This is a genomic window from Nocardia spumae (genome assembly GCF_020733635.1).
Taxonomy (GTDB): Bacteria; Actinomycetota; Actinomycetes; order Mycobacteriales; family Mycobacteriaceae; genus Nocardia; species Nocardia spumae.
This window is the reverse complement of the sequence record NZ_JAJFZL010000001.1, coordinates 6,959,421-6,984,863: the sequence shown is the minus strand read 5'-3', so window position 1 is coordinate 6,984,863 and position 25,443 is coordinate 6,959,421. Positions and strand designations below refer to the sequence as shown.

Annotated in this window: 23 protein-coding genes and 1 tRNA gene; 14 read left to right on the top strand and 10 right to left on the bottom strand. The window is 66.9% G+C overall.

From position 1 onward, the window contains the following. The coding region (locus tag LKD76_RS31275) for a hypothetical protein (RefSeq protein WP_227985019.1) at window positions 1–808 on the top strand (808 nt) is incomplete at its 5' end. Window positions 809–1,414: 606 nt separating this feature from the next. Here LKD76_RS31275 and LKD76_RS31270 read toward each other — a convergent pair. Both LKD76_RS31270 and LKD76_RS31265 read right to left on the bottom strand, forming a co-directional pair. Next, window positions 1,415–1,804 carry a DUF1214 domain-containing protein gene (locus LKD76_RS31270; RefSeq protein ID WP_227985018.1) on the bottom strand — a complete coding sequence of 130 codons (390 nt, stop codon included), beginning with the start codon at window positions 1,802–1,804 and terminating at the stop codon, window positions 1,415–1,417. Next, entirely contained in the window at window positions 1,723–2,097 is a 375-nt protein-coding gene (locus tag LKD76_RS31265; protein WP_227985017.1) for a hypothetical protein, read from the bottom strand. Before LKD76_RS31265 ends, LKD76_RS31270 begins: the two co-directional genes overlap by 82 nt. Before the next feature lie 145 nt (window positions 2,098–2,242). On the opposite strand from LKD76_RS31265, the gene LKD76_RS31260 reads away from it, so the two are divergent. The 4 genes from LKD76_RS31260 (at window position 2,243) to LKD76_RS31245 (ending at window position 6,417) form a co-directional block, all read left to right on the top strand. Then, window positions 2,243–3,277, top strand: coding sequence for an isopenicillin N synthase family dioxygenase (locus LKD76_RS31260; RefSeq protein WP_227985016.1), 1,035 nt, complete (start codon window positions 2,243–2,245; stop codon window positions 3,275–3,277). A gap of 30 nt (window positions 3,278–3,307) precedes the next feature. Continuing rightward, window positions 3,308–4,153, top strand: a complete 846-nt coding sequence (locus LKD76_RS31255; protein WP_227985015.1) for a hypothetical protein — start codon at window positions 3,308–3,310, stop codon at window positions 4,151–4,153. 25 nt (window positions 4,154–4,178) lie between these two features. Next, window positions 4,179–5,639: a purine-cytosine permease family protein gene (locus tag LKD76_RS31250; protein WP_227985014.1), complete on the top strand. Its 1,461-nt coding sequence runs from the start codon at window positions 4,179–4,181 to the stop codon at window positions 5,637–5,639. A gap of 67 nt (window positions 5,640–5,706) precedes the next feature. After that, entirely contained in the window at window positions 5,707–6,417 is a 711-nt protein-coding gene (locus LKD76_RS31245; RefSeq protein ID WP_227985013.1) for a TetR/AcrR family transcriptional regulator, read from the top strand. A gap of 40 nt (window positions 6,418–6,457) precedes the next feature. On the opposite strand, the gene LKD76_RS31240 is transcribed toward LKD76_RS31245, so the two are convergent. Then, window positions 6,458–7,234 carry a maleylpyruvate isomerase family mycothiol-dependent enzyme gene (locus tag LKD76_RS31240; protein WP_227985012.1) on the bottom strand — a complete coding sequence of 259 codons (777 nt, stop codon included), beginning with the start codon at window positions 7,232–7,234 and terminating at the stop codon, window positions 6,458–6,460. A gap of 113 nt (window positions 7,235–7,347) precedes the next feature. On the opposite strand from LKD76_RS31240, the gene LKD76_RS31235 reads away from it, so the two are divergent. Beyond that, window positions 7,348–8,904, top strand: a complete 1,557-nt coding sequence (locus LKD76_RS31235) for an esterase-like activity of phytase family protein (RefSeq protein ID WP_227985011.1) — start codon at window positions 7,348–7,350, stop codon at window positions 8,902–8,904. A 182-nt stretch (window positions 8,905–9,086) separates the two neighbouring features. On the opposite strand, the gene LKD76_RS31230 is transcribed toward LKD76_RS31235, so the two are convergent. From LKD76_RS31230 to LKD76_RS31220, 3 genes are all read right to left on the bottom strand, one after another. Beyond that, entirely contained in the window at window positions 9,087–9,872 is a 786-nt protein-coding gene (locus tag LKD76_RS31230; protein WP_227985010.1) for a DUF998 domain-containing protein, read from the bottom strand. A 106-nt stretch (window positions 9,873–9,978) separates the two neighbouring features. Further along, window positions 9,979–10,395 (bottom strand): very short patch repair endonuclease, encoded by a 417-nt coding sequence (locus LKD76_RS31225; protein ID WP_227985009.1) that lies wholly within the window; start codon window positions 10,393–10,395, stop codon window positions 9,979–9,981. A 168-nt stretch (window positions 10,396–10,563) separates the two neighbouring features. After that, a complete protein-coding gene (locus LKD76_RS31220) occupies window positions 10,564–11,763 on the bottom strand; it encodes a DNA cytosine methyltransferase (protein ID WP_227985499.1) in 1,200 nt (399 codons plus the stop codon). 419 nt (window positions 11,764–12,182) lie between these two features. Between LKD76_RS31220 and LKD76_RS31215 the strand changes: the two genes are divergently transcribed. From LKD76_RS31215 to LKD76_RS31205, 3 genes are all read left to right on the top strand, one after another. Then, on the top strand, window positions 12,183–14,060 hold the full coding sequence (locus LKD76_RS31215; protein WP_308188607.1) for an ABC transporter ATP-binding protein: 1,878 nt from the start codon (window positions 12,183–12,185) through the stop codon (window positions 14,058–14,060). Continuing rightward, a complete protein-coding gene (locus tag LKD76_RS31210; RefSeq protein ID WP_227985008.1) occupies window positions 14,014–15,927 on the top strand; it encodes an ABC transporter ATP-binding protein in 1,914 nt (637 codons plus the stop codon). The genes LKD76_RS31215 and LKD76_RS31210 overlap by 47 nt, the downstream gene beginning before the upstream one ends. A 64-nt stretch (window positions 15,928–15,991) precedes the next feature. After that, window positions 15,992–16,621 (top strand): putative glycolipid-binding domain-containing protein, encoded by a 630-nt coding sequence (locus LKD76_RS31205; protein WP_227985007.1) that lies wholly within the window; start codon window positions 15,992–15,994, stop codon window positions 16,619–16,621. Here LKD76_RS31205 and LKD76_RS31200 read toward each other — a convergent pair whose 3' ends face one another. Further along, on the bottom strand, window positions 16,622–17,575 hold the full coding sequence (locus tag LKD76_RS31200) for a prephenate dehydrogenase (protein ID WP_227985006.1): 954 nt from the start codon (window positions 17,573–17,575) through the stop codon (window positions 16,622–16,624). It lies immediately after the preceding gene. A gap of 58 nt (window positions 17,576–17,633) precedes the next feature. Between LKD76_RS31200 and LKD76_RS31195 the strand changes: the two genes are divergently transcribed. The 3 genes from LKD76_RS31195 to LKD76_RS31185 all read left to right on the top strand — a co-directional run bounded on the left by LKD76_RS31195 (window position 17,634) and on the right by LKD76_RS31185 (window position 18,783). Then, window positions 17,634–18,170, top strand: coding sequence for a tRNA adenosine deaminase-associated protein (locus tag LKD76_RS31195; RefSeq protein ID WP_227985005.1), 537 nt, complete (start codon window positions 17,634–17,636; stop codon window positions 18,168–18,170). 5 nt (window positions 18,171–18,175) lie between these two features. Continuing rightward, window positions 18,176–18,646, top strand: a complete 471-nt coding sequence (locus LKD76_RS31190; protein WP_227985004.1) for a nucleoside deaminase — start codon at window positions 18,176–18,178, stop codon at window positions 18,644–18,646. Window positions 18,647–18,692: 46 nt separating this feature from the next. Further along, a tRNA-Ser gene (locus LKD76_RS31185) sits at window positions 18,693–18,783 on the top strand. Window positions 18,784–18,879: 96 nt separating this feature from the next. Here LKD76_RS31185 and LKD76_RS31180 read toward each other — a convergent pair. Together LKD76_RS31180 and LKD76_RS31175 are read right to left on the bottom strand one after the other, a co-directional pair. Continuing rightward, the gene (locus LKD76_RS31180; protein WP_227985003.1) at window positions 18,880–20,199 is read right to left on the bottom strand and encodes an FAD-binding oxidoreductase; all 1,320 of its coding nucleotides are present in this window, start codon (window positions 20,197–20,199) and stop codon (window positions 18,880–18,882) included. 37 nt (window positions 20,200–20,236) lie between these two features. Then, window positions 20,237–21,268 carry an alpha/beta fold hydrolase gene (locus tag LKD76_RS31175; RefSeq protein WP_227985002.1) on the bottom strand — a complete coding sequence of 344 codons (1,032 nt, stop codon included), beginning with the start codon at window positions 21,266–21,268 and terminating at the stop codon, window positions 20,237–20,239. Between the two features lie 97 nt (window positions 21,269–21,365). On the opposite strand from LKD76_RS31175, the gene LKD76_RS31170 reads away from it, so the two are divergent. Both LKD76_RS31170 and LKD76_RS31165 read left to right on the top strand, forming a co-directional pair. Further along, entirely contained in the window at window positions 21,366–22,106 is a 741-nt protein-coding gene (locus tag LKD76_RS31170; protein ID WP_227985001.1) for a TetR/AcrR family transcriptional regulator, read from the top strand. A 69-nt stretch (window positions 22,107–22,175) separates the two neighbouring features. Then, window positions 22,176–23,111 carry an LLM class F420-dependent oxidoreductase gene (locus LKD76_RS31165; RefSeq protein WP_227985000.1) on the top strand — a complete coding sequence of 312 codons (936 nt, stop codon included), beginning with the start codon at window positions 22,176–22,178 and terminating at the stop codon, window positions 23,109–23,111. Here LKD76_RS31165 and LKD76_RS31160 read toward each other — a convergent pair. Continuing rightward, window positions 23,104–25,413 carry an MMPL family transporter gene (locus LKD76_RS31160; RefSeq protein WP_227984999.1) on the bottom strand — a complete coding sequence of 770 codons (2,310 nt, stop codon included), beginning with the start codon at window positions 25,411–25,413 and terminating at the stop codon, window positions 23,104–23,106. The genes LKD76_RS31165 and LKD76_RS31160 overlap by 8 nt on opposite strands. Window positions 25,414–25,443 lie beyond the last annotated feature (30 nt).

The window sequence follows — 25,443 nt, the reverse complement described above, 5'->3', positions numbered from 1 at the left end:
TGACCGCAAGCTAGATTCTGATCAAGTAGCTCTGTATCGCCGGCATTGGCTTGAGCGTGTGCGCGCGTATCGTTCGGGTTCGTCCTATGCGGAAGGAAAGCCTGAAGAGCGGTCCGATGAGTTGAAGCTGCGGGAAATACTTGCAAAGCTGGAAGTTGCTCGGGAACAAGAGGATTGGCTCGCGGTGGCGCGATTGTATAGCCAATCTGGCGATGAACATCTGAGGGATAAGTATGTCGAGCGTGCACTAGAAAATGATCCAAGTCCATTTTATCAAGTTCTAATAAGGAACGTCCAGGGAATTGCGGAAAAGCTTCCCGAGGATGTTAAGGATCGGGCAGTCGAGGAGGTTAGTGATGATTGGAGCACTAAGGCTGGAGTGCTTGCGGAAGTAGGGCGTTACAAAGAATCCGCCGAGGTGCTCCTGGGGGGTATTCGGGAGGCGCTGATTGCCGATAACTATTTTACAGCTGCATACTATATTAAGAATTTGTTGAGCAATCTGGCCGATGACCTATTCATCCTGGCGCTCAAAGATTTCATTCGCGATGACGACCTGTGGTGGCAACTGCGTGTTTTTGAAGAGCTTGGATGGGAGGATGAGGCGAATGAATTGCTGCTGAAGAATGAGCATCGAATTGCAAATTCCGGAGATGCTGTATTTCAGATGAAGCTCGCATCTGCAAAGGGCGATACCGAGGCGTATCTCGCGAAGGTGGTTGAGATCGAGGCGAGGGGGCCGGCGGCCTGGGATACAGCTTCCCAAATTGACGAAGAAGCAGAGGATGGTAACGCTGAGGAATTCTAGACGCGGGTTCGAACGGCCGCCATCAACTTTGACGGCCGTTCGAAACGGAGTCATCAGGCAGCCCCCGCCTGCGAAGTGGGCTGAGTGGACGGTGCGGCACGCTGGCACCGGGTGCATCTCCCCAGGGCACGCCTAGTGGGACGCAGAGAGTACGCAGCAGGGCTCACGAAGCCTGACATCTACCCACGGATGCCAACACGAAATACGCACGTAAACCGCGTCTTCGTCATCAGCTCTCGCACGCAAATAGCGCGATAGCTCTTCATCATCAACGTCGTGATCTACTGTCTCGCCAGGGCTACCGTGGTGACCCAAAGCCCTGAGCGTCATTACGGTGTCACAGGGTGGGTGAGGCCCATCGGACTCGGACATGAACCGTCGTTACTTTGACCGCACAAACGTCTGCGTACATTGGCGTACCGACCCAGATGTCAAAAGACAGTCCAAGGCAGAATACGTTGCCTCACAGGCACTCTGAACGATCCCAGCGGACAACTATGTACGCACGAACCCATCAGAAGGTTGGGAGTTCGAGTCTCTCCGGGCGCGCAATGGAACGGTCCTTCACTCACTTGGTGAGTGAAGGACCGTTCCGCATTTCGTCGATCAGAGATCGATACGTTCGAAATCGCTAGGCTTCCAACTGTGGTCGAAGGCCGCGGCCTCCGGGCCGTAGATGCGGAAGTAGACGAACCAGCCGGTGTCGGGCAGGGTCTGAATCCAGTGTTGTTCACCGTCGGCGGGTGCGGTCGGGCCGAACAGTAGGTCGATCGAGTTCGCGCCTGCCTCGGCATCGAAATCGAACAGGGAGGTGAGGACCGCGCGGTTCTGCTCGGTTCTGATCTGACTGCGGGTGCGTGCGTCGTACACGGTGACCGACCAGAACAGTTTTCCGGGAACGGGTTGCGGCACGGTCAGCCGATAGCTGTGGGCGCCGAGGGCCGCCAAATCGCCGTAGGCGATGTGGAATTCGGGGAAGGACGGTTCGGTGTCCACGACCTCGTACAGGGCTCCCAGAAGCCGATGTTGTCCTCCCAGCGCAGCGGCGTGGTGTCCTGGCCTTCGGGAGTCAGATCCAGGAACGTCGGCGGGGTCCAGTCGCGGTGCGGATCCAGCGGCCGGACCGCGGCCGTCTGCAATCGTCGCGTCGCCGCCGCCACGTCGCCGCCGGTCGGCAATGCGTGAATGCCGCCCGGCACCCGATAGGTCGTCGACCGGCCGACGTTGTAGCCCTCGGGAACGTCAGATCCCCAGCGGGCAGTGCCGACGAATTCGTACGAGTCGTCCACCGCAAGAGCTCCTGGTGGCCGCCGGAGCCGGGTTCGGCCGAGGGAGGGGATTTACCAACCGGAAACAGCGGCATCACACAGCCGAATCGGCCGAATCCTAAGTTTCGATCAGCTGATCGAAACTCGTGTGGAAGGGATCCGGCTCGTGGCAGGTCTCACCTCGTTCTCCGAAGTCCCCAATATCGACATCGCCCCGCTCTTCGGCGCCGATGCCGCGGCGAAAGCCGCCGTGGCCGCCGAACTCGCCTGTGCCGCAAGCGATATCGGATTCATGTACGTCTCGGGCACCGGGATCGACGAGCGCGTCTTCGCCGAACTGCTCCGTTCGGCGAAACGGTTCTTCGCCGACCCGCTCGAAGCGAAGATGCGCACCTACATCGGCAACTCCACCAACCACCGCGGCTACGTGCCCGAAGGGGAGGAGGTCTTCGCGGGCATGTCGGCGGACCGGAAGGAGGCCTTCGACCTGTGCCGCGACCTTCCCGCCGATGACCCCGACTATCTCGCGGGTAACCCCATGCTCGGCCCGAATCAATGGCCGGACATACCCGGCTTCAAGGAAGCGGTCTCGCGCTACTACCAGGAGGTCTTCGATGTCGGCGTCGCCCTCATGCGTGCCTTCGCGGTCGCGATCGGCCAGGCCGAGGACTTCTTCGATCCATATCTGACCAAGCCGCCGAGCCAGTTGCGCCTGATCCACTACCCGTTCGACGACTCGGCCGAGGACCGCCCGGGGATCGGGGCCCATACCGACTACGAATGTCTCACGTTGCTGCGCGGTACCGCCGCCGGGTTGGAGGTGCTCAACGGGGCGGGCCATTGGGTCGACGTACCGCCGGTGCCGGGCGCTTACGTGGTGAACATCGGCGACATGTTGGAGCTGATGACGAATGGGCGATTCGTGGCCACCACGCATCGTGTTCGCAAGGTCGCGCAGGAGCGCTACGCCTTTCCGCTGTTCTTCTCGGTCGACTACGACGCCGTCGTGGCCCCCCTGCCCGCGTTCGTCGACGCCGACACTCCGGCGCGGCCCGCACTGCGCGCCGGCGAGCATCTGTTCGCGCAGACCGCCCAGAGTTTCCGCTACCTGCGCACCCGGATCGCGGACGGGAGCCTGGTGCTGCCGGAAGGCTCGGTCGAGCTGTCGTCGTTCGGTCGCATGGCCGGCCGGCCCGCGTAAACCATTCGAACACAGCGGGATTGGCGGCACATGAATCTTCTCAGCAAGCTCACCGGCCCCTGGCCGTATCCCACCAGCGACGGGATACCGGTGGAGGTGGACGATCTCCACGGAATCTGGACACGATCGCTCATCAGCTGGCACGGCGGCCCCGACGACACCACCACGACGGTGACGTGGTTGCAGTCCGACGGGTGGTACGCGGACTTGAGGCAGCCCGCCGGCCGCCCCGATTTCGACGGCGTGACCTGCCTGCGAGATCTGCGGGCCGAACATCTCGAGTGGATGTTCGCACAGGAGGGATTCGCCGGCAGTCTGACACGATCACCGGTGACACCAGCGCGATTCACCTGGGGAAGACTGGTCGACTGGGCCCCGGCCGAAGGCGTTGCCGATACCGGCACCCTGCACTTCGAGAACGCGATGATGGTCGAGCGTGGTATCGAACTGCCCTATCTGGAGCACTGGCACCACGTAGACGGCACGGACCGCGGTCCCCGGGCCGTCGTCACCCTCCGCGACGCGGAGTCGGGCGCGCGGGCGATTCTGCTCCGCACCGGCGCGAAATTCGCGTTCGCGCGCTCACGGACCGAAGAGATCTCGGCGCTGCCAACCCCCGACGAGGTCCCTCGTCTCGACCTCAGCGCCGCTCAGGATCTCGCCGACTGCGAGATAGCGATCGGGTCGATATCGCCGACGGGCTGGCATATCGACATATCGAGTCTGCCCTTCCGGCAGGGGCATTCGTTCGTCGCCACCGACGCGGGCGACGAGTTGCACATCCTCGACCTCGAGCCTGCCCGCCCGCGACCGCGTCCGATCCGCTGGCGGATCGAGTCGCTCGTCGGAGCCTTCGCCGACCTGCTCACCGAATGACCCAAATCCCAGGCAGGAGACAGCCATGACCGGCATCCGTATCGACTCCCCCGTCGCCGAATCGCCCGCCCGCTCCCGGTTCGAGATCGAACCCTTCGGCACCGAGCACATTCCGATCGCCGACCGCAGATCCGCGCCCCGCGACCTGCGCACGATCCTGTTCGGCAGCAGCCTGACCTTCAGTGTGATCATCATGGGCTTCCTGCCCGTCACCTTCGGGCTCGGCTGGTGGCAGGCCGCGTCCGCCGTCGTGGTCGGCTCCGCGCTCGGTTCCGCGTTGCTCGCACCGACCGGGGTCATCGCACCCCGCACCGGGACCAACAATCCGGTGTCCAGCGGCGCCTTCTTCGGCGTCGGAGGCCGGCTGATCGGAACGATCCTCGAGGCCGTCGCATCGCTGATATTCGCCGCACTGAGCATCTGGACCGGTGGTGCCGCACTCGTCGGCGCACTCGACCGCGCATTCGACGTGCACAGTGACAGCATCGAATTGATCTGCTACGGAATCATTTCCGTCATCGTCACGGTGGTGTCGGTCTTCGGCCACGGCTGGATGGTCGCGGTTCAGCGAGTGATGATCCCGACCGCCGGAATCTGCCTGATCGCCGGACTGTTCGTCTACGGCGGCGATTTCGACCCGTCCTATTCCGGCGGCGGCTATGTACTCGGTTCGGCGCTCAACACCTGGGTCGCGTCGATGCTGCTGATCGCGTCGACGATATCGTCGCTCGGCCCCTACTCCGGTGACTGGACCCGCCACATCTCGCCGGCCGCGCACAGCGACCGCTCGATCATGCGTGCGCTGTTCTACGGCGGCCTGTTCGGCCTCGGCGGCCCCTTCATGTGGGGCACGTTCATCGCCGTCTGCTTCTACTCCACCGGACTCACCGACGGGGACATGGTCGGCGGGCTGATGCGGACCTCGCCGATCTGGTATCTGCCCGCCCTGGTCTTCCTCGGCCTGGCCTCCGGCACCGCACAGGCGGTGATCAACACCTACGGCACCGGACTCGACACCTCCTCGCTGATTCCGGCGCTGTCGCGGACCAAAGCCACACTGGTTGCCTGTCTGGCCGCCACCGCACTCGTCTATCTCGGTCACTTCTACGACACGATCGAACCCAGCGTCACGAATGTGCTGACGCTGCTGGCCAACTTCTCGGTGCCGTGGATCGTCATCCTCGTCATCGGTCACCTGCGCAACGGGGCGAACTACGACACCGACGCGCTGCAGGTCTTCAACCGCCGCGAAACCGGGGGCCGGTATTGGTACAGCGGTGGGATCAACATCGCCACGGTCGGTATCTGGGGCATCGCCGCGACGGTCGGGGTGCTGTTCGCGGCCAATACGTGGTTCACCGGGCCGGGCGCCCATCTGCTCGGTGGACTCGATATCGGGTTCGTCCTGGCCGGTCTCATCGCCGGTGCGCTCTACCCGTTGGTGGGCAGGATCGAACCGGCTCCGGTGGAAAGCGCTGTCTCGTAGCCGATATGCGAGTGGCGGCGGCATCCGCCCGGCGGCATCGGGCCGGGCGGATGGCATGCTGGAGCGAATGAGCGGACTGCGTCCCGGTCGGCCTCGCCGCGTCCAACGACGTCGCCCGGGCGACACACCGGAGGAAGAGATCCTCGATGCCGCGGCCGAGTTGTTCATCACCCACGGTTTCGCCGGTACCTCCACCCGGATGATCGCGACGGCGGTCGGCATTCAGCAGAGCACGATCTACCACTACTTCTCCACCAAGGAGGAGATACTGGACAACCTGCTGACGCGCACCGTGATCGCGCCGGCGGCGCTGGCGGAAAGCCTGATGCGACAACCCGAAAGCGCCGCGGTCCGGCTCTACGCGATGGTTCGATACGACTGCCGGCAACTGCTGACCGGCCAGTGGAATCTCGGAGCGTTGTTCAATCTGCCGGAAAGCAACCGGACGAAGTTCCCGCGATTCGACGAGCGCCGCGAATATCTCCGCGAGTGCTATCGCACCCTGGCGCTGGAGACACGCAGGGAGTCGAGTTCGTCCGACTCCGCGCGGTGGTCGCCCACCGAGGTGGATATCGCGGCGACACTGCCGTTCCACTTCGTCGAAGCCGCCATCCAGATCCGGTCCGACAACCCGGGCCGAGTCGAGCGGATCGGTGCGGACGACCTCGCCACCGGCATCGCCGACGCCGCTCTTCGCGCGCTCGGGCGGACCGGGGATCTCACGCCGATCCGCACCGCCGCCGCGCGGGTGATCCGGCAGATCGAACAACCGGACTGAACGCCTCGATCAGCGGCCGTACCGTCGGCGGCGGATCACCTCACAACCACGCCGGCAGGTTCGGCAGGAATCCCTTCAACCCCGCGCCCTCACCGCGGCCGATCAACCACGCCAGCAGCTCCGCCGCGGGGCCGGAGATGGTGTCGGAGGGGTCGGGGCCGACCGTGGTGGTGAAATCGGTGTCGGTGGCGACGAGGGTGAAACTCGGGGGCGGCGGCTGGTCCGGGTCGGTGGTCATCGGTTTCGCGTCGGCGGGGCGGTGGGCGGAGGCGGCGTGGTCGAATCCCGAGGACACGTCCGGCAGCATGCGCGCCACGAAGGGGGCGGGCCAATCCTCGGGCCGGTAGCCGATGTTCAGATCGACGCGGTGAATCTCTATCTCGCGCAGGCGCAACCACGGCACCACGGTGGCGGGCAGTTCCTTGCCGGTGCGGGCGCGGACCCGGTAGGCCCAGCGTTCCGCTGGCATGGCGCGGGCCAGGCCGCGGAAGCGATCCGAGGCCGCGCGCAGATCGGTCAGCTGTTCGGCGAGCGGACGGGGCGCGCCGGCCTCGATATCGGCGTCGCGCAGGAATTGGCTTGCGTACTGCGGGGTTTCGATACCGGTCCGGGCCCACAACAACAGGTTCACCAGGCCGTCGGCATTGCGCGCCAGATGGGCCAGCACATGACCCCGGGTCCAGCCGGGCAGGAGCGAAGGCTCGGCAATATCGCTGTCGCGCAGGGACTCCACCGCGGTGAGCAAGGACTGGGTCGCCGAATCGACGACCTCGAGCAGGTCGAGAGGAGCCGCTGACTCCGGCGTTTCGCTGGTCACGTGGGTGACCCTACCCAGCGCTGGGAACGAGCGCTGTACGAACCCGATTGCCGTCGGATAACTGTTCAGGTTCCCGACAACTGATCGTCGACTCGGCAGGATAGGCATCACCGGTGCGAACCAGTCAGCTGCTCCGCTTCGCTCTCGCCGGCACCGCGCTGTTGGTGGCCGCCTGCTCGTCCGGTGGCGGCGAGCAGGGACTACGTACCGACCGGGACCATCCGCTGACCCTCGCCCTCGACGACCTCGCCACCCGCACCGGTGGCGGCGCGGCGGTGGCGTTCGGGAAGCCGGGGCACGGCCGGTTGGACCGTACGGCCGACGGTTCGGTGCGCTACACGCCGGATTCCGGATTTCGAGGTGCGGACACGTTCACGGTCACCACCTCCGACGCGGTCCACCTCTACTCGACCGATATCCCCGCACTGGGCAGCTTCGGCGGCGTCACCGTGCAGGGCAGCGGATTCGGTTCCGCGTGGACGCCCGTCCCCGGATCGGCCGACGAGTTCTACGGACTCACCGATCGCGGTCCCAACGTCGACGGTCCCGGAAAGAACGAAAAACTGCTTCCGATACCGGATTTCGTGCCCGAGATCGGAAGATTCCGGCTCACCGGAACTCGCGCGGAACTGGACTCGACCATCGAATTGCGCAACCGCGCGGGCGTGCCCTTCAACGGACTGGTCGATACCGCCGCGTCGACCGGTGAGACGATGCGCGACCTGGACGGACATCCGCTGCCGCCGACCGACCACGGCCTGGATCCCGAGGGGCTGGCCGCCCTGGCGGACGGAACGTTCTGGATCTCCGACGAGTACGGCCCGTTCCTGCTGCACCTCGACGCCTCCGGCCGGGAAATCGAGCGGCTCGCACCGGGTTCCGGACTGCCGAGGGAACTGTCGATGCGTACGCCGAACCAGGGGATGGAGGGACTGACCGTCACCCCCGACGGCCGCACGCTGGTCGGCATCATCCAAAGTGCCCTGCGGACACCGGGACTGGGCTCGGCCCGCGAGGTCCCGATCACGCGCATCGTCACCGTGGATCTGCGCAGCCGCGCGGTCGGCGAATTCGTGTATCCACTCGAGGACCCCGAGAGCACACTGTCGGTGTCGGACATCACCGCACTCGACGACCACACTTTCCTCGTCGACGAACGCGACGGTGAACTCGCGCCGAAAGCGAACAAGAAACTGTGGACCATCGATCTGAGCGGAGCCACCGATATCGGCCCGCGATCCCGGATCCCCGGCACTCGGTACGACCCGCAGCTGGGATTGCTGGTCGGCGACCGGCCACTGGAGACCTATGTCGGCAAGGTGTCCACCGCCGACGGTGTGGCCGCACTCGCCCAGGCGGGTATCACCCCGGTCGCGAAGAAATCGAATCTGGATCTGGCGGGCCTGCTCGCCGGACTGAATCCGCAGGGCGCGTTCTTCGGCCACGACAAGATCGAGGGCGTCGCCACCACCGACGGCGGAAAGACCCTCTACCTCTGCGACGACAGCGATTTCGGCCTGGCCGGCAGCGGTGGTGAGCGACCCCCGTTCACGGTGAAACCGAAGATCCTGCCCGACGGCCGCCAGGACACCGGCGAAATCCTGCGAATCGACACCCGCGCGCTTCCGGCCCGTACCCGGACCGACACGGTGACCGTCACGGTGGGCTGACCGCCGGCCCGCCGGCATTCTCAGGATTTACCCATGTTCCGCACAAACCCGTACCAGCCGGTGCTGCCACCGTGGGTATATGAACACAATCGTCGAAGTGCTCGTCATCGGAGTCATGCTGGCGATGTTCGCCGCCATGGCCATCGCGGGTGCGGTCGCCGAGTCCGCGCCAGGTTCCCTGGTCAGGGTGCGGAACCGGAATCCGGAGTCCGCGCGGATCGCCGCCTCCCGACGCTGACTCGCTCGGCCACCCAGATCTGCACGGCCAGCACGATCAGCCACAGCGACATGGATCCGACCTGAATGCGCTGGGCGATACCGAGCGCGTAGTTGCCCGGCAGATTGTCGGCGATCAGCATCCAGGCCGTGGCGGCGGATCCGATGATGAGAATCCACAGCCCGGAATGCCGCAGAATCGGCCAGCGCCGATAGCGGAAGGCCGCGACGCTGAACGCGATCATCGCCACGAATATCGACGTCACCGCCAGCGTGCTGGTGAGCGCGTGAATTTGGTGCAGCTGCGGGAACAGACCGCTGTCCGACGGCGGGCACGGCGCCGAACAGGTGTGCAGCGGCCATTGCGCGTCGGCGATGGTCGACGCGCCGAAACAGCCCAGCGCGACCCACGCCACTATCCACAAGCGCCGCCGGGAGAAGACGAACAGCGCCGCGACCGCCGATACCAGGGTCAGTGAGCCGGCGATGGTGTCGCCGAGATCGAAAACCCACCGATAGGGGCGGCCCTCGGCATCCAATTCGCTGAGGAACGATCTGATCGGGTTCAAGTGAATCGGCAGTACGAATTCCAGGACCCACGACGAATAGCAGATACCGGCGACGGCGACGGCGACCCCGATGAGCAGACGCACGATCCGGAAGCGTCCGAGTGCGGGCGCATCCTGTCGGTCCAGTACGGCGACCGCACCGGTCTCGTTCGCCGCTGGATCATGCGGTTCGCTCGGCGTCATCGCCCTCGTTTCACGTCATCGCGCTGCACGTCGTCCCGCATTCGCCGGGAAATCTCCGGGCCACTGGCGGAGGGCTCGCGGATCCTGCCCTCATATCCATCATGGCCTATCGATCCGCCAATGCCGCCTGCACCCGATCCGCGGCGACCTGCGCGTCCTCGTGTTCCCACACCCGCACCACCAGCCAGCCCGCCGCGCCCAGCCGGGCATCGGTATCCCGGTCGCGGGCCACATTTCCGGCCAATTTGTCCGCCCACCACCGCGCGTTGTTCTTCGGATAGGTGGCGTGTTCCGGACAGCAGTGCCAGAAACATCCGTCCACGTAGACCGCCACCCGCCGGCGCGGAAACACCAGATCGGCGCGGCGCCGCATACCCCGAATCGGCGCGCGATCGACGAAATAACGCAGCCCCCGACGATGTAGTTCGCTGCGCAACGCGATCTCCGGTGCGGTTCCGGCCCGCCGCTGCCGGGCCATCCGCGCACTGGTCACCGCATCGGTGACAGGACGGCCGGAACTCATACACAACGTGTACAGCGTCCGCGCGAACACGCATGTTCCCGGGGGCTGTAAATCTTGCGTCGGCTCGGTCGCCGCGGAATCGAGGCGGGCCGAGAATCATCCCGGTATGGCCGTCGGATACTCGACCGTCGAATGGGCGGTGGGCCTCGAATTTCCGAGGCGGACGGATTACGGAAGGAGTTGCTTCGCCGGGCGTCGCGATCCGAGGACGGCCGGCTCGGGTCCGCTGTGGATTTCTCGCGAATTCCCGCTCATGCGGAGCAGATGGTTCTCCACATCCGCCAGGAAACCGGGCGGGAAACGCAGCGTGCCGCGGGCGGCGCGGCGCAGGAATCCGGCGCTCGCGCGGGCGGAGAGCAGCCGGGCGTCGTCGAGGAACCAGCGCAGATCCTCGTACGGTTCGTGCACCGGCCAGGTCGACACGGGGGCCCGATACGCCTTACCGGCATGTCCCCAGGCGGCGGTCGGCCAGGGCGGGGCGGTCAGGGGCGTGAAGTCCACACTCGTCTCGTCGGTCGGGGCGGCCAGCCGTCCGCCGATCCAGGAGGCCATCCGCACACTGACCGCGTTGCCGACCAATTTCCAGCGGTGGCCGGGTCGTACGCCCGCGGCCGACAGTGCGGGCTCGGTCCAACCGGGTGAGAAGCCTTGCAGCCGTTCGGCATCGGCGATGCCCGGGGTGACGATCTCACCGGCGGGCAGCCGCACCGCGGGCGGACTCGCGATACCGAGCGCGGAACCACCCTTCAACGTCGGCACGGCGTTGACCGCCCAGCCCAGCCCGCGCACACCCTCGGTCCAGTAGAAGCCGCACGGATCGGTCTCGGGATCGCCGATCTCCCGCGGTCCCGCATCGGCGCCGAACAGCACCGGGCGCGGGTCCTCCGTGCGCGAGGCCAGCATCAGCACCCGCTGCCGCCGCTGCGGCAGGCCGAACGCCCGCGCATCGACCACTCGATAGGCCCAGGTGTAACCGAGATCCTCCAGCGCGGTGGTGATGTGGCGCATCGCCTGGCCCCGGCCGAGCTGGAGCATGAACGGCACATTCTCGATCAGCAGCCAGCGCGGGCCGCGCTTGCGGCGGACCAGCCGGAACACCTCGTCGACCAGACCCGACCGATCGCCGGTGATACCCGCGGTCCGCCCGGCCTGCGACAGATCCTGGCAGGGGAAGCCGGCCGCGACCAGTTCCGTGCCGGCGGGCAGTGCGCGCAGGCGCGTGACATCGGCATGCGACTCGACATCGGGGAACCGTGCCGAAAGCACAGCCCGCGCACCCGGATCGATCTCGCAGAGCAGTTCCGTCCGCCAGCCGTGGGCGCTCAATCCGAGTTCCAACCCACCGATACCGGCGAACAGGCCGACCATGCTGTGCGTTCGGCCTCCGCTGCGCTTCGGCGGGTCCTCGGCCACCTTGGCCTCGATTTTTCCCTCCTCCGCTCAGTCGCTGCGCTCCCTCGCTCCGTCGCTGCACAATCGAGGCGGGCCGAGAACATCAACGGTGCACCGAGAGAAAATCTATACCGAGCCGGTGGGTGTGACCTGCGCGGGTGAGTTGTCTTTCCGGACTTCGCGTCGCACCGGCGGGTTCTCGGCACGGTGTCGGGCGAATCGGGCCGAATGCCCGGTCGGCGAAGGCGACGCCGCATCTCGTGGCCGAAAAATCGGTTGGCTCCGATCCGGGACGCTGGCAATCTGGAGTGTCTCGTATGCCTACCGGCGTCGGGGCCGCGGGGCGGCGCCGGTGGGAATCCGGCGAGGAAAGACCTGACCGAAGGGGGCCTGTTGTGTCCGTCGCTACGACGGAGACCGTATCCGATTCGGAGGACGACAGAACCGGAACGGTCCGCGAAATCTCCACCGCGCCCGGCCGAGTGACGGGTGCGGGTTCGCTGCGGCGCCTGTGGCCGCGAATGCGGCCGCATCGGGCGGCGCTGTTCGGCAGTGCCGTGCTGTCGGGGCTGGGCATGCTGTGCGATATCGCGCTGCCGCTGGTGACCGCGGCGATCGTCGACGGCCCGGTGGCGCGGCGGGATTTCGGCGGTATCTGGGCGCCGATCGGCTTCGTCGTCGTCTTGGCGGTGGTCAGCACGCTGACCTCGTGGTGGCGGCGGCGGGTCGTGGCGGCGCCGGCCAGCCGGCTGGAGGTGTCGCTGCGAGCCGCGCTCTTCGAGCGCTTGCAGGTGCTGTCGGTCGGGGTGCACGACGGGATGGAATCCGGTCAGCTCACCTCCCGCGCGATCACCGATATGTCCACGCTGCGGCGCTTTTTCGCCTTCGTCGCGCCGTCGCTGCTGTCACTGAGCGCGACCCTCGGCGTGGGCGTGGCACTGTTGTTCGTGCTGAGCTGGCAGATCGGTCTCGTCGAATTGCTGATCGCGGTCCCGCTGGTACTGCTGGCCCTGCAGTTCGAGCAGGGGTACGGTCGCGCGTCCCGCCGCGCCCAGGACCAATCGGGTCATCTGGCCACCACGGTCGAGGAGTCGGCGCAGGGCATCCGGGTGTTGAAGGCCTTCGGCCGCGGCCCCTGGTTCGGTCGTCGTTTCCGCGCCCAGGCCCGCGAGCTGCGAGCGCTGGAACTGGCCAAGGTGCGATTGGCCGCGCGGCTGTGGACAGCGCTGAACACCCTGTCCGCGTTGGGTATCGCCGCCGCGCTGGCCATCGGCGGCTATCTGCTCACCCAGCAGGCCATGACGGTCGGCGCGCTCGTCGCCGGCATAACGCTCACCACCTACCTGCAGTGGCCGATCATGGGTTTCGGCTTCCTGCTGGCCGAGACCAATCACGCCCGCACCGCGGCCCAGCGGTTCTGGGAGGTGATCGACACCCCGATCGAGATCACCGATCCGCCGCATCCGGTGTCCCCGCCGCGGCCGTTGCGAGGTGAATTGCGTTTCGAACGGGTGCGTTTCCGCTTCCCGGACGCCGATCATGATCTCCTGCACGATATCTCGCTGCGATTGCGGCCCGGCGAGACGGTCGCGGTGGTCGGCGCCACCGGTAGCGGCAAGTCGGCGCTACTGGGGCTGGTACCGCGCCTGTTCGACGTCGCGGACGGTGCGGTGACGATCGACGGGATCGATGTGCGGTCGATGCGATTGTCGGAGTTGCGTTCCCAGGTCTCGGTGGCCTTCGAGGATCCGGTGCTGTTCTCGGCCAGTGTGCGCGAGAACATCACGCTGGGCCATCCGGAGGCCACCGAGGAGCGGATCCGGGAGGCACTGGAGGTGGCCTGCGCGACGCGGTTCGTCGATGAACTGCCGTGGGGGCTGCGCACCCGCATCGGGGAGCAGGGACTGAGCCTGTCGGGCGGTCAGCGGCAGCGGCTGGCCCTGGCGCGGGCCGTACTGGACCGGCACGCACATCCCGGTGGCCACATCGTCGTCCTCGACGATCCGCTCTCGGCGCTGGATGTGAGCACCGAGGAGCAGGTGCAGCATCTGCTGCACGAGGCCCTGGCCGGGGCCACCGTGCTGCTGGTGGCGCATCGCCCGTCCACCGCGGCCTGGGCCGATCGGGTCGCGGTGCTCGACGAGGGCCGCGTCATCGCCGACGGACCGCACGAACGACTGCTCGAAACCTGCTCGCGCTACCGGGAATTGATGGGAGGTGATCTCGATGTCGACGAATCCGCCGACGGACACCGCTTCGCGCACGAACGCTGATCCGGCGCGCCCGGATGCGGATCCGGCCGATCGCCCCGACGCCGATTGGCGCGGTGTCGCCGCGGAGGAGGGGGAGCAGACCGAGGCGGTCAACCTCGCCCTGGCCGCGCGTTCACGCCGGCTGCTGTGGTCGCTGATCCGCCCCTACCGGCTGTCGGCGGCCCTGGCGCTGGTGTTGATCGTGATCGACAACGCCGCTCTGGTGGCGACCCCGTTGTTCGTCGCGCACGGTGTCGATACCGGGGTCGGGCGCGCCGTCGACGGCGACTGGTTACCGCTGACGCTGGCCGTCGCCGGGATCGCCGGATGCGCCGCGCTGGGCGGGATGACCACCTTCCTGTTCCTGCGCGTCTCGGGCCGGCTGAGTCAGCAGGTGCTGTTCGATCTGCGGATGCGCGTGTTCACCCATGTGCAGCGGCTGTCGCTCGACTTCCACGAGAACTACACCTCGGGCAAGATCGTCGCCCGGCTCACCAGCGATCTGGAATCGCTCGAGGATCTGCTCGACCGCGCGCTCAACGATGCGCTGAGCGCGGTTCTGTCGGTCTTGACGATCGCGGTGATCCTGGTGTGGCTCGATATTCCGCTGGCGCTGGTGGTGCTGGCCGGATTCGTGCCGCTGGTGTTCGTGACCCGATGGGCGCAGCGGCGTCAGCGTGCTGGCTATCGCCGGACCCGGGGCGCGATCGCGAAGGTGGTCGTGCACTTCGTCGAGACCATGGGCGGTATCCGCGCGGTTCAGGCATTCCGGCGGGAACAGCGCAACGAGGACCTGCTGTCGGATTCCGATGCCGAATACCGGGCGGCCAATATCGCTGCCCTGTACGGGATGGCGAGCTACATCGGGCTGGTGCGGTTGATCAGCAATGCCACCAATGTGGTCATTCTCGTGGTGGGCGCGTGGCGGGTCATCCACGGCCACACCGAGATCGGGGTGCTCGCGGCCTTCCTGCTGTATCTACGGCAGTTCTACGGTCCGCTCGACGAATTGGCCCAGGTGTTCAATTCCTATCAATCGGCCGCCGCTGCCCTGGAACGGATCTCGGGCGTCCTCGAGGAGCGGCCGAGCGTCGCCGAACCGGACACGCCGCATCCGCTCCCTCGCCCGCGGGGCGAATTGCGCCTGACCGATGTGGATTTCGGCTATCCGGGACGGGATGCCGCCGCCTCGGCGTCGGCGCGCTCGGTGCTGCCGCGTTTCTCGCTCACCGTGCCCGCCGGTCAGGTCGTGGCGCTGGTGGGCGCGACCGGCGCCGGTAAGTCGACACTGGCCAAGCTGATTTCGCGCTTCTACGATCCGTCCGCCGGTACCGTGGCATTGGACGGTGTCGATCTGCGCACAGTCGCCGACGCCGACCTGCGCCGGGCCGTCGCCATGGTGACCCAGGAGTCGTATCTGTTCTCCGGTTCGGTCGCCGACAACATCCGGCTCGGCAAACCCGAGGCCACCGATGCCGAGGTGTATGCCGCGGCCCGCGCGGTCGGACTGTACGACTTCGTGGCGTCGCTGCCCGACGGCTTCGCCACCGATGTGCGCAAACGTGGCGGGCGGCTGTCGGCCGGGCAACGCCAGCTGGTCGCCTTCGCACGGGTGTTCCTCGCCGACCCGGCGGTGATCGTCCTCGACGAGGCGACCTCCAGCCTGGACATTCCGGGGGAGCGGCAGGTGCAGCGCGCCCTCGAGACCGTGCTGCGTGGTCGTACCGCGGTGATCATCGCGCATCGGCTGTCGACGGTCGCCATCGCCGATCGGGTATTGGTGATGGATTCCGGTCGCATCGTGGAGGACGGCACACCGGCCGAACTGATCGAATCGAGCGGACGATTCGCGGCCCTGCACACCGCCTGGCGCGAATCGCTGGTGTAGCGCAGGTGAACAACTCGCGCGCCGCGACCACACCACCGGCTCGATTGTCACTTACGGTAGAGGGGTGAGTAAGCCAGCTCAGGGCAAATCCGAGGCCGCCCAGGCGAGCGCGGACGGCGCGGACACGCCGCCCCGCTGGCCGGCGGTGCTCACCTGGCGTGCGCACGACGCCTCCCGGATGGAATCGGTGCGGGTGGTCCTCAACGGGAACCGGATCCGTGCCTCCGGACGCATCATCGCCGGTGACTGCGGCGAACATCCGGCGTTCAGCGCGTCCTACGATCTGGTCACCGACGAGGTCGGGCGTACCAAGCGTCTGTCACTGCGCAGCACCGTCGCCTCGGGCGAACGGCACGCGTCCATCGCCCGCGACGAGGAGAACTACTGGCTCGTCGATGCCGGCGGCACCCACGTGCGCTCGATGTTCGGCGGCGCCCTGGATGTGGACGTGGTGCTGAGCCCACTGTTCAACACCCTGCCCATCCGGCGCTTCGGACTCGCCCACGCCACCGAGGACGTGCAGGTTCCGGTGGTCTACGTGCGAGTGCCGGACCTGCAGGTGCGGGAGGCCAGCCTGACCTACAGCAGCGGGGCCGACGGCATCCACGTGCTCTCTCCGGTGTCCAGCGCGACCGTCACCGTCGACGACGACGGCTTCGTCCTCGATTATCCCGGCCTCGCCGAACGGTTCTGATCATCGGTCCAGCGACCGGATCACACCACCGCGCTGCCCGGCCTCGCGCAGCCGTTCCAGCCAGTCGTGTTCGCCGGGCCGGATATCGGTGATATCCCAGCGGCGCAGGGTGTCGTAGCGATCCCGTTCGCTGTAGCCGGCGTCGATCAGCTCGCCGAGGGTGCCGTCGGCGCGCAGGCTGTCGCGGGCGGCGGTGAGCAGGCGCAGCGCGTCGTCGAGGGCCTCGGTGAGGGCGGTCGCGTTGGGTTCGCAGATCGCCCGCACCAGATCCGGCGCGGTGGCCGCGACCCGGGTGCCGTCGCGGAACGATCCGGCCGCCAGGCCCAGCGCCAGATCGCCACCCGCCGCCCCGGCGACCGCCAGCGCCTCGGCCAGCACATGCGGCAGATGCGAGATGCGGGCCACCGCCCGGTCGTGTTCGGCGGCGACGACGGGGACGACCACCGCACCGCAGTCCAGGGCCAGCCGGGCGACTCGGGTCCAGGGCTCGGCGCGGGTACCGGGATCGACGCCGACCGCCCAGGCCGCACCCCGGAACAGATCGGGAGACGATGCGGCCCAGCCGGATTCGGCGGTCCCCGCCATCGGATGCCCGCCCACGTAGCGGGCGCCGAGCTCTTGGCGACGCACCTCGGCGCGAACCGGTTCCTTCACGCTGACCACGTCGGTGAGAGCGCAGCCCGGCGCGAACGTCCGCACATCCGCCAGCACCGTCTCGACGGCCGGCATCGGCACCGCCAGCACGATCAGCGCGTCGTCGTCGGCGGCCCGGCCCAGTACGGCCGCGACATCGGATTCGACATCGAATCCGTCGGCGCGAGCGGCCCGCACGCCCGCCTCCGACCGGTTGTAACCCCAGGCCCGGTAGCCCGCCGCGGCCGCCGCGCGCAGCAGCGAAGCGCCGATCAAACCCGTACCCAGTACGCATACCGAGGATTTCCGATCGCCTGTCACCGAATCAGATTCGCATACGACTTCAACATTTCCCCCGAAGCCGACTACCGTTGCGGCCATGGCACAGCGCTCGGGCACGAACAGGGCCGCGTCGGATGATTACGACGATGTGGAAGGGTTCGCAGTGGCGGTCGTCCGCGAGGACAGTACGTGGCGATGCAGCCCGCTCAGTGCGGCGTCGCTGAACAGTCTGTCCGCGGCCGAGGAGGAATTGCTCGCACTGCGTAGCACCGGTGCGGTATTCGGGCTGCTCGACGTCGACGACGAATTCTTCATCGTCCTGCGTCCGGGCCCGACCGGCAGCCGCCTGCTGATCTCGGATGCGACGGCCGCGATCGACTACGACATCGCCGTCGAGGTCCTCGACGCGCTGAATATCGAGGTCCCCGATATCGATCCCGACGAGCTCGACGAGGTCGACCCGTGGGAAGAGGGCGATCTGGGCTTGCTGGCCGATCTGGGACTGCCCGAACCCGTTCTCAGTGTGATCCTCGCCGAGACCGATCTGTACCCGGACGAGCAGTTGGGCATGGTCGCGCAGCGGCTCGGCTTCGCCGACGAATTCTCCGCGGTCCTGGACAAGCTGCACCATTGAGTTCGGTGCCTCCGGGCGCACGGCCGGGTGACGAGGACCTGATCCGCGTCGCGCTCGCCGCGGCCGCGGCCGCGGACCCGCGGGACGTGCCGGTCGGCGCGGTCGTCTTCGACGCGTCCGGCCGCGAGCTGGCGCGGGCGAGCAATGCCCGCGAGGCATCGGGCGACCCGACCGCACATGCCGAGATCCTGGCCTTGCGCCGTGCGGCGCGGGTGGTCGGCGACGGCTGGCGGCTCGAGGGCGCCACGCTGGCGGTGACGCTGGAACCGTGCACGATGTGTGCCGGGGCGCTGGTGCTGGCCCGGGTCGGCCGGCTGGTGTTCGGCGCGTGGGAACCCAAGACCGGTGCGGTCGGCTCGCTCTGGGATGTGGTGCGTGACCGTCGTCTCAACCATCGCCCGGAGGTCCGCGGCGGTGTCCTGGAATCCGAATGCGCCGCCGTCCTGGACGCGTTTTTCCGCACCCACCGCCCCTGACCTCCCGATTTCGGTTTCCTTCGCACCGTCCGGTAAAGTCACCTGCGGTGGCGTGTCCGAGCGGCCTAAGGAGCACGCCTCGAAAGCGTGTGTGGGGTAACCCCCCACCGAGGGTTCAAATCCCTCCGCCACCGCCAGAGCTCCCCACCTGAAGTAACAGGTGGGGAGCTTTTTTGTGTCGCCTTGTCACTTCGCGGACGCGGCATTATCGCCGCGCCTCGGAGCGCGCCCTGTCAGCCCACGGCATCGAGCACCGGGAAGTTGGCGCGGATGACGTTGTGGGGATCACGGTTTCGCTTGATCTCCCGCAGCCGGGCCAGAGTGGCGGGGTCGAAGGCCGCGGCAGCCGATTCCCCGGGTGCGAGGAATGTGTAGGGCTTGGCGCCGGTGACGCTCGGCCCGAGCGCGTCGAGGATTTCTGCGAATCGGTCAGCGATGCCGGCCTGCAGGTGCGGCAACCCGAGTCCGAGGAGGTATAGCGCATAAGGTTCGGCGACGGGCCCGCGTGCGCCGCCGTCGGGGCGGTGCTGCGCGAGTGCGCCGCCCAGGCCGCGGATCTGCACGTTGAGCAGCGGTGCGCAGGGGGCGTCGATGAGGGTCTTCACGACCGCGTCGCCGAGGTCGGTGAGCAGTTCGCCGCGCGAGAGGGAGGGGCTGGGTTCGGTGGGTTCGGCGGTGATCTTGCCGATCTCGGCCGGGCTGAGTTCGCCGCGGGTATCGGCGATGTGGCCGCCGATCGTGTCGAGCCGGCGGGTGAGGTGCCGGCCCTCGGCGGGATCGCCGAGGTAGGCGAAATCGATGGCGACGGTCGGCGCGGCGCCGGGAATCGCATAGCGCTGCAACCACACCGACAATTCGGCCGGTGCGTCGGCGGTGAGCTCGTTGAACAGTTCGAAGACTTCACCGGTGCGGTCGACCGGCCACATCACCCGCCCACCGTAGAGCCGGGGCAGCGCGACCAATTCGAATTCCACGCCGGTGACGATCCCGAAATCGCCGCCACCGCCGCGCAAAGCCCAGAACAGGTCCGGGTCGGAGTCGGCGGTGACCCGCTGGGGACGCCCGGTCGCATCGACGATCTCGACGGCGCGCACCGCGTCCGAGGCCCATCCGTATGTGCGGGCGAACCAACCGAAGCCGCCGCCGAGGGTATAGCCGGTCACGCCCACGACAGGGTTGCTCCCGGACAGCCCCGCGAGACCGTGCGCGGCCGCGGCGGCCTGTACCTGTCCCCACCGCACGCCACTGCCGACTCGTGCCACGCGCCGCTCGGGATCGACGGCGATGTTGTCGAAGTTCCTGGTACGCACCAGGATCGCGCCGTCGATATCGCCGGTCGCACCGTGCCCGGTGGGCTGGGTGACCACCACCCGGCCGGCGCGGCGGGCGTAGTCGAGCACCGCGGTGATGTCGGGCGCGTCGGCCACCTCGACGACAGCGGCCACGGACTGGGTGACAGCGGAGTTCCACGGCTGCGCCGCCCGCTCGAATTCGGCGTCGCCCGGCAGGAGCACGCCGCCGCGAATGGTGGTGCGCAGGGTCTCGATAGACATTGTCGATCCTCGTTCTTGTTGTTGTCGTGCCGGGTGGTCAGTTGATCGACGACGCGGGGGCCGACGGTGTGACATGCGCTGTGATCGCGGGGAGGACGTGAGTACGCAAGAGGTCGAGGAAGCGGTCGGGCCGGCGCAGGGCCGCGAAGTGGCTCGCGTCCTCGATGAGTGCGAATTTCTTGATCGGGGCGGTGACATCGTCGAAGAACCGCTGGGCCGATCGTGGTGGAGTGATGACGTCGTATTCGCCCTGGAACAGGAAGAACGGGATCGCGAAGTCGGTGCCCTCCGCCCACTCGTCGATCGTGACCGATTGCGGGGCAAGGCATTCGGAGAAGCTCATAGCCCTGGTGTAGGTGCGGACCTCGGCGAGGGAGTGCAGCGGTGAGGTCAGCAGCGAGCCCATCACGACCTTCTTGACGGTGTCGAGTGTGAGCGGGTCGGAGCCGACGGCGTGCTTGTCGAACCGCGACCGGTCCGCGGTGGTCCACGCCGAACGATCCGCGGTCATGGCGGTGACGGCCGCGAGATCCTGTCGCTTGCCGGTCTTTTCGAGCCGATCGAGCAGCCCCGCGTAGGCGGTGCGGTCGCGGCCGCCGGCGTTGATGTTCTGGTCCGTGCCGACGTAGGCGGAGAAGAATTCGGGGTGGCTGCGGGCCAGGCGCAGTGCGACGAAAGATCCGAAAGAGCAGCCGACCAGCACGACTTTGTCGACATCGAGTCGAGCCCGCACATACTCGGTGACCTCTGCGCCATCACGCTCGAGCTGGGCGAGGCTCATCTCGCCCTGGCCTGTCGGGCCGGTGTGGCCGAAAGTCTTTCCGGCGCCACGCATATCCCATCGCACCACGGTGAAGTGGCGTTCCCAGACCCGGGTGCGAGCGGCGTAGATGAGGTTGGAAGCACCGGGTCCGCCGTGGATTTCGAGCAGTACCGGGTTGTCGCGATGCTCACCGCGGATCGAGATCCACTGATCGATCCCGCCGATCCGAACGAAGCTCGCCTCGTCGATGCCGTCCGGGGTGGTGATGCGCAGCCGTTGTGCGTGCTTCATGCCGGGGATCCGCATGATGACTCCTCGTATGTTTATATCGTAAACAAGGATGCTTAAGGTATAAACAGAAGAGTGCCCTGTCAACCACGACCTCGCAGGAGGACGACCGGCCATGGCTCGAAGCGCCGAGGACAAACCCCGTGACCTGCGCACCGCTGCCGCACTGTTGTGGGGGGAGCCCATTCGTGCCCCCAAACCCGGTCTGACCATCGACGGCATCACCGCGGCAGCGGTGTCGCGCGCCGACCTCGACGGCCTGGAAGCCGTGTCGATGAACAAGGTGGCCGCTGCGTTCGGCGTTTCCGGAATGGCCCTCTACCGGCACATTCCCGGCAAGACGGCATTGGTCGAATTGATGGTCGAGGCAGTCCTGGCCGTCGAACCCGAGCTACCCGAACCCGAAACCGGCTGGCGCACCCGGCTCCAGGCCTGGGCACGCCAACTGCTGGAGGTCTATCGAGCGCATCCGTGGCTGCTCACCGCGACGGCCATGCGTCAGCAACTGCTCGGTCCGCACCAACTTCGGTGGATGGACACGGCGTTGGCGGTACTGGAATCGACCGGCCTCCAGGCCGCCGAACGCCATCAAATATTCCTGCTCATCGCCGGACACGTCCGCAACCTCGCCCAGCAGTACGCCGACTTCGACGCCGATCACGCCCGCGAATGGCAGCAGCTCACCGGTGAACTCCTCGGCGTCCACGCGCAACGCTTCCCCGCGCTGGTGAAAACGTTCGCCGAGCCGACCGGGGACATCGATCCGCTGACCTTCGGCCTGGATCGCATCTTCGACGGTGTCCAGACACTCATCGACGGCACCGACGGAAACGACGACGTCTCGCACCCTGCGTGAGCGAGGCTCCGTCGGTGTCGGATACGTGCCTGGGCGCGTGGAAACCGTCCCGCCGGTACGTTGGTTCACGTGGAACTACGAATCTTCACCGAGCCTCAGCAGGGGGCTACCTACGATGATCTGCTCCGGGTTGCGAAGGTGACCGAGGATGCCGGGTTCGACGCCTTCTTCCGGTCGGATCACTATCTGAGGATGGGTGGGGTGTCGGGTCTGCCCGGACCCACCGATGCCTGGATCACGCTGGCCGGTCTGGCCCGCGAGACCTCGCGGATCCGGTTGGGCACCCTGGTCACCGCGGCCACCTTCCGGCATCCGTCGGTGCTGGCGATCTCGGTGGCGCAGGTGGACCAGATGTCGGGCGGCCGTGTGGAACTCGGCATCGGCGCGGGCTGGTTCGCCGATGAGCACCGCGCCTACGGTATCGATCTGCCGGAGGTGCGCGAGCGGTTCGACCGGTATGCCGAACAGCTGGCCATCATCACCGGACTGTGGCGCACGCCGGTCGGGGAGACCTTCGATTTCGTGGGCAAACACTATGAGCTGCAGGCCAGTCCGGCGCTGCCCAAGCCGGTGCAGGAACCCGGACCGCCGGTGATCATCGGTGGTGCGGGCCGGAAGCGCACGCCCGCTCTCGCGGCGCGCTACGCCCGGGAGTTCAACCTGCCGTTCGTGGACGCGGAAACGGCCGCGGCGCAATTCGATCGGGTCTCGGCAGCGGCCGAGGAGATCGGGCGTGACCCCGGCGGCATCATCCGGTCCGCCGCGCAGGTGCTGTGTGTGGGGCGCGACGAGGACGAGATCGCCCGGCGCGCAAAGGCGATCGGCCGCGAGGTGGACGAACTGCGGGTCAACGGTTTGACCGGGTCACCGGCCGAGGTGGTCGACAAGATCGGCCGTTACCGCGAGAGCACCGGTATCAGCCGTCTCTACCTGCAGGTGCTGGATCTGTCGGACCTGGCGCACCTGGAGCTGGTGGCGGCCGAGGTCGCGCCCCAGCTCAGCTGACGCCGACCCGGCTCCTCGGCTCGTCCGGATCGTCGACGTGGAGTTCGCGCAACCGCGCACCCTCCACGTCGATATCCGGCACGATCCGGCTGAGCCAGCCGGGTATCCACCACGCCGCCTTGCCCATCAGGATCAGCAGCGACGGGATCAGCACCATCCGGACCAGGAAGGCGTCGAACAGGACGCCGGCCGCCAGCGCGAAGCCCATGGACTTCGCGGTCACATCCGTTTCCAGCAGGAACGAACCGAACACCGAGATCATGATGATCGCGGCCGAGGTCACCACGCGCGCGCCGTGGTGGTAGCCGGAGATCATGGCGTCGGTGGGGGATTTACCGTGGACGTATTCCTCGCGCATGCGGGTGACGAGGAAGACCTGGTAGTCCATGGCGAGGCCGAATACCAAGCCGATCAACATGATCGGCAGGAAGCTCACGATCGGCCGGGGTTCGGAGATCAGGCCCAGCGCGCCCTTCTGGAAGATCAGCACGGTCGCGCCGAAGGTGGCCGCCATGGACAGCAGGAATCCCAGCGCCGCGGTGAAAGGCACCAGCACCGAACGGAATACCGCGATCAGCAACAGGAAGGCCGCACCCGCGACGATCGCCAGATAGGGCACGATCTTACTGAGCAGCGCGTGGTCGACATCGGCGTAAATCGCTGTGGTGCCGGTGATTCCGTACTCGATGCCGTATTTGTCGTGCAGTGACGATTCGGTGTCGCGGGCAGTGCGGACCAGATCCTTGGTGCTCTGCTCATTGGGTCCAGTGGTCGGGACAGCGGTCATCAGCGCGCCCGCGCCGTCCTTGCTCAGCTGCGGCTGGGTCACGTAGTCCATACCCGGATAAGCGGCCAGTTCGTCGTGGAGCGCGGTGAGCGCCGCCTGCCGTTGATCGGTGGGCACCTTCGACAGATCCGCGACGATTTCCAGTTTTCCGTTGCTGCCTTCACCGAAGCCCTCGGTGCGCAGGTCGTAGGCCTTGCGAATGGTGGTGGTCTTCGGCTGGCTGTCCTCACCCGGCAGGCCCAGATTCAAACTCAGCGCGGGCGCGGCCAGCAGGCCCAGCACGATGACGCTCGCGACCAGTGTCAGCCAGGGCATCCGCCCGATCACCCGCGCCACCCGCATACCGTTGGTGACCACCGAATCGTCTTCGGGATCGTGCTGGGCGATCAGCGGAATCTTCGGCTTGAACAGGAATTTCCCGAACGCCCCGAGCAGTGCCGGCATCAGGGTGATGGCCGTGAGCACCGCGAACGCGGCCGCGATCGCACCGCCCAGACCCATGAAGGTCAGGAAGCGGATATTGACGATCGCCAGTCCGACCAGCGCGATGATCACCGTGGCACCCGCGAACACGACCGCGGATCCGGCGGTGCCCAATGCGGTGCCGGCGGCGATCTCGGGGGAGCTCTGTACCGCCCGTTCGTGTTTGTAGCGCGAGACGATGAACAGCGCGTAGTCGATGGACAGGGCGATACCGATCATCGAGGCCAGGAAGGTCGTGAAACTCGGTACCGACATGAACGAGGTGCCGAGGAAGATCACCGATGTCGCCGCGCCGAGTCCGACGATCGCGGTGATGATCGGCACGAACGCGGCCACGATCGCACCGAAGGCCACGACCATCACCACCAGGGCCACCGCCATACCGATCATCTCGGCCTGTCCGCTGGGTTGCTGCTGTTCCATCGCCAGTGAACCGCTCATCTCGACCTGGAGTCCGGCGGCCCGGGCGTCGTCGCCGACCGCGAAGGCGGCCGCGCGATCGTCGGCGGTGATATCGGTGAATTTCTGGATCGTGAAAGGGACTGTCAGCACCGCGACGGTATCGGGCTGCTCGGAGTTCAGGACGTTCAGCGGTGCGGCGCTGCAGCGGGAGACGAATTCGGGCGAGCTGCGGTCCGCGCCCAGGCAGCCCATCTGTTCGGTGGCGGTGATCGGATCGGCCAGTGGGGTGCTGTGATCGACGATCGAGAGATCGTTCAGCTTGGCGACCATGCCGGCGACGGCGGCCCGATCGGTGGCGTCGGTCAATTTCTGCCCGGGTGCCGCGGCGATCACGTAGGTGCCGGTGACGGCCTCGAAACTGAAGGCCTCCGACATCCCCGGGAAATGTTTGTCCAGGATCTCGGTCGCACGTTCCGACGGCAGGTTCGGAATGGTGAAGTCGTCGTTCATCGGCTTCTTCAGCTGCGCGCCCAGACCGGCGAGGATGAGGAACAGCAGCAGCCAGACCGGCAGCACGATCCACTTGTGCCGAAAGGCGAACCTGCCCCACCGATACAGATAGACGGACACGAGCACTCCTAGGGTCGCAGGCCCCTGCGG

What these genes read in the sequence shown, in the direction of transcription:
- LKD76_RS31255 (WP_227985015.1), top strand. Translation starts at nt 3,308, where the DNA reads ATGAATCTTCTCAGCAAGCTCACCGGCCCCTGGCCGTATCCCACCAGC.
- LKD76_RS31250 (WP_227985014.1), top strand. Translation starts at nt 4,179, where the DNA reads ATGACCGGCATCCGTATCGACTCCCCCGTCGCCGAATCGCCCGCCCGC.
- LKD76_RS31245 (WP_227985013.1), top strand. Translation starts at nt 5,707, where the DNA reads ATGAGCGGACTGCGTCCCGGTCGGCCTCGCCGCGTCCAACGACGTCGC.
- LKD76_RS31230 (WP_227985010.1), bottom strand. Translation starts at nt 9,872, where the DNA reads ATGACGCCGAGCGAACCGCATGATCCAGCGGCGAACGAGACCGGTGCG.
- LKD76_RS31225 (WP_227985009.1), bottom strand. Translation starts at nt 10,395, where the DNA reads ATGAGTTCCGGCCGTCCTGTCACCGATGCGGTGACCAGTGCGCGGATG.
- LKD76_RS31220 (WP_227985499.1), bottom strand. Translation starts at nt 11,763, where the DNA reads ATGGTCGGCCTGTTCGCCGGTATCGGTGGGTTGGAACTCGGATTGAGC.
- LKD76_RS31210 (WP_227985008.1), top strand. Translation starts at nt 14,014, where the DNA reads ATGTCGACGAATCCGCCGACGGACACCGCTTCGCGCACGAACGCTGAT.
- LKD76_RS31195 (WP_227985005.1), top strand. Translation starts at nt 17,634, where the DNA reads ATGGCACAGCGCTCGGGCACGAACAGGGCCGCGTCGGATGATTACGAC.
- LKD76_RS31180 (WP_227985003.1), bottom strand. Translation starts at nt 20,199, where the DNA reads ATGTCTATCGAGACCCTGCGCACCACCATTCGCGGCGGCGTGCTCCTG.
- LKD76_RS31175 (WP_227985002.1), bottom strand. Translation starts at nt 21,268, where the DNA reads ATGCGGATCCCCGGCATGAAGCACGCACAACGGCTGCGCATCACCACC.
- LKD76_RS31170 (WP_227985001.1), top strand. Translation starts at nt 21,366, where the DNA reads ATGGCTCGAAGCGCCGAGGACAAACCCCGTGACCTGCGCACCGCTGCC.